The sequence below is a fragment of the Neisseria sp. P0021.S006 genome, assembly GCF_051956895.1.
The window spans coordinates 1-2367 of record NZ_JBQCWZ010000138.1; the positions used below are offsets into that span (position 1 = coordinate 1).

The 2367-nt window shown below is 54.1% G+C and carries 4 protein-coding genes; all 4 read left to right on the forward strand.

From position 1 onward, the window contains the following. Positions 1 to 19: 19 nt before the first annotated feature. The 4 genes from trmL to ACTHUM_RS11630 all read left to right on the forward strand — a co-directional run bounded on the left by trmL (position 20) and on the right by ACTHUM_RS11630 (position 2182). Positions 20 to 484 carry a tRNA (uridine(34)/cytosine(34)/5-carboxymethylaminomethyluridine(34)-2'-O)-methyltransferase TrmL gene (gene trmL, locus ACTHUM_RS11615; protein WP_070461542.1) on the forward strand — a complete coding sequence of 155 codons (465 nt, stop codon included), beginning with the start codon at positions 20 to 22 and terminating at the stop codon, positions 482 to 484. A 48-nt stretch (positions 485 to 532) separates the two neighbouring features. Further along, entirely contained in the window at positions 533 to 1252 is a 720-nt protein-coding gene (locus tag ACTHUM_RS11620; RefSeq protein ID WP_440402934.1) for a septal ring lytic transglycosylase RlpA family protein, read from the forward strand. Positions 1253 to 1350: 98 nt separating this feature from the next. Further along, a complete protein-coding gene (ruvA, locus tag ACTHUM_RS11625) occupies positions 1351 to 1935 on the forward strand; it encodes a Holliday junction branch migration protein RuvA (RefSeq protein ID WP_070615730.1) in 585 nt (194 codons plus the stop codon). 13 nt (positions 1936 to 1948) lie between these two features. Further along, a complete protein-coding gene (locus tag ACTHUM_RS11630) occupies positions 1949 to 2182 on the forward strand; it encodes a hypothetical protein (RefSeq protein ID WP_049335660.1) in 234 nt (77 codons plus the stop codon). Positions 2183 to 2367: the final 185 nt, after the last annotated feature.

The following is a 2367-nucleotide window of genomic DNA, read 5'->3' on the forward strand; positions in this document are numbered from 1 at the left end:
CTATAAGTGATTGATTTATATGTTTACCATAGTTTTGTACCAACCCGAAATCCCGCCCAATACGGGCAATATTATCCGCCTTTGCGCCAATACCGGTGCCGATTTGCACTTGGTCAAACCGCTTGGTTTCCCTCTGGATTCGTCCAAAATGAAACGCGCGGGTTTGGATTATCACGAGTTTGCCAAACTGACGGTACATGAGAATTTCGATGATTGCCTCAAGGCCCTTGAAGGCCGTCGCATTTTCGCGCTGACCACCAAAGGCTCTACTCGCCCCGACGAAGTTTCCTTCCGCGAAGGCGACGTGTTGCTGTTTGGTCCCGAAACGCGCGGCCTGCCTGCCGAAGTTCTCGACAGCCTGCCTGCCGGACAAAAAATCCGCCTGCCGATGATGCCTGACAGCAGGAGCATGAATCTTTCCAATACCGTCGCCGTGATTTTATTTGAAGCATGGCGGCAAAACGGTTTTGCCGGCGGCGTATAACAGGCCGTCTGAAACCGCTGCGTTATCAACTCAAGAACGGAACCCGTTTTGACTTTTACTAAAAAAACCCTCCTTTCCTTAGCCGCTGCCACCATCGGCGTCCTCTCCATCAATGCCGCCGTCGCCGACAGCGTGGTCCGAGTCGAAAAACTGCATCCTTCTGCCAACCGCAGTTACAAAGTTGCCGGCAAACGCTACACGCCGCTAACCAAAGTTTCCTCTTTCAGCCAAACCGGCAAAGCCTCATGGTACGGCAACCAGTTCCACGGTCGTAAAACTTCCAGCGGCGAGCGTTACAATATGAACGCCCTCTCCGCCGCCCACAAAACCCTCCCTATTCCCAGCTACGCACGTGTGACCAATATGCAAACCGGCAAAAGCGTCATCGTCCGTGTCAACGACCGCGGCCCTTTCCACGGCAACCGCGTCATCGATGTTTCCAAAGCCGCCGCCCAACAATTAGGTTTCATCAACCAAGGCACGGCCAACGTCAAAGTTGAACAAATCATCCCCGGCCAAACCGCCGCTCAAACCATTATTACCCCAAACAACAAAGAATTTTTTGTTGATTTGAAATCCTTCGGTACCGAACGCGAAGCACAGGCTTATTTGAACCAAACCGCACAAAGCCTGCCGTCGGACAGCAAAGTCATGCTTGAAAAACGCAACTACGAATACGTTGTCAAAATGGGTCCGTTCAGCAGCCAAGAACGTGCCGCCGAAGCAGGCGAACGCGCCCGTCATCTGAACCTGGCATCCGCCATCTGATTTCGTCCGCGTTACCGCTGAAGTTTGATACAATACAAGGCCGTCTGAAACCCGATTGCAAGGTTTCAGACGGCCTTTTTTAATCACAGGGGAACACCATGATCAGCAGGCTCACAGGCAAATTGATTGAGAAAAATCCGCCGCAGGTCGTTATCGACGTCAACGGCGTCGGTTATGAAGCCGACGTTTCCATGCAGACTTTCTACAACCTGCCTTCCGTTGGCGAAACCGTCCATCTCTACACCCAGCTTGTCGTCCGCGAAGACGCGCATTTGCTGTTTGGTTTCGCCTCAGCCGAGGAACGCGCCACCTTCCGCCAACTGGTCAAAGTCAGCGGCATCGGTGCCAAAACCGCATTGGGCATTTTGTCGGCCATGAATGCCGACGAGCTGGCGCAAGCCATCGCCGAAGAAGACGTGAAACGCCTCTCCTCCGCCCCCGGCATCGGCAAGAAAACCGCCGAACGCATGGTGTTGGAACTGCGCGGCAAACTCGTATCCCATACCGTTTCAGACGGCCTGTTTGCCCCTGATGCCGTTGCCGACGAAAGCCAAGACATCATCAACACTCTGCTTGCCCTCGGCTACAACGAACGCGAAGCCAAAGCCGCCACCAAAAGCATTCCCAAAGGCACGGAAGTCGGCGAAGGCGTACGCCTGGCCTTGAAAAACCTGCTCAAATAAGGCCGTCTGAAACATGAAGGCATTGGCCCTGAGCATCACCCTCTTTCTAAGTGCGTGCGTCTATACCGAGACTCCGTATGGGCGCACCGCCGTCTTGGACCTGCCCGTCCACTCGCAAACCACCGTCAACAAAACCGTGACCATCAACGCCCCGCCGGGAACGACCGTCATCTATCAAGACAGCGAACCCGTCCGCAATTACCCGGCCTATCCCGTTTATCCCCGCCGGGTTTATCGTTATCGATAAACAACGCTGACCGTTTGAAACTATAGGTTCAGACGGCCTGTTGAGAGACCAACCATGAAATACATCCTTCCCCTGCTTTTACTCCTGAGCGCCTGCACACCGGACACCAAGACCACGGATGCCGCATCCGCCCCCAAAACACACGGCTTTGCACACCGCCTGACCGAAGGCGAAAAACTACTGAC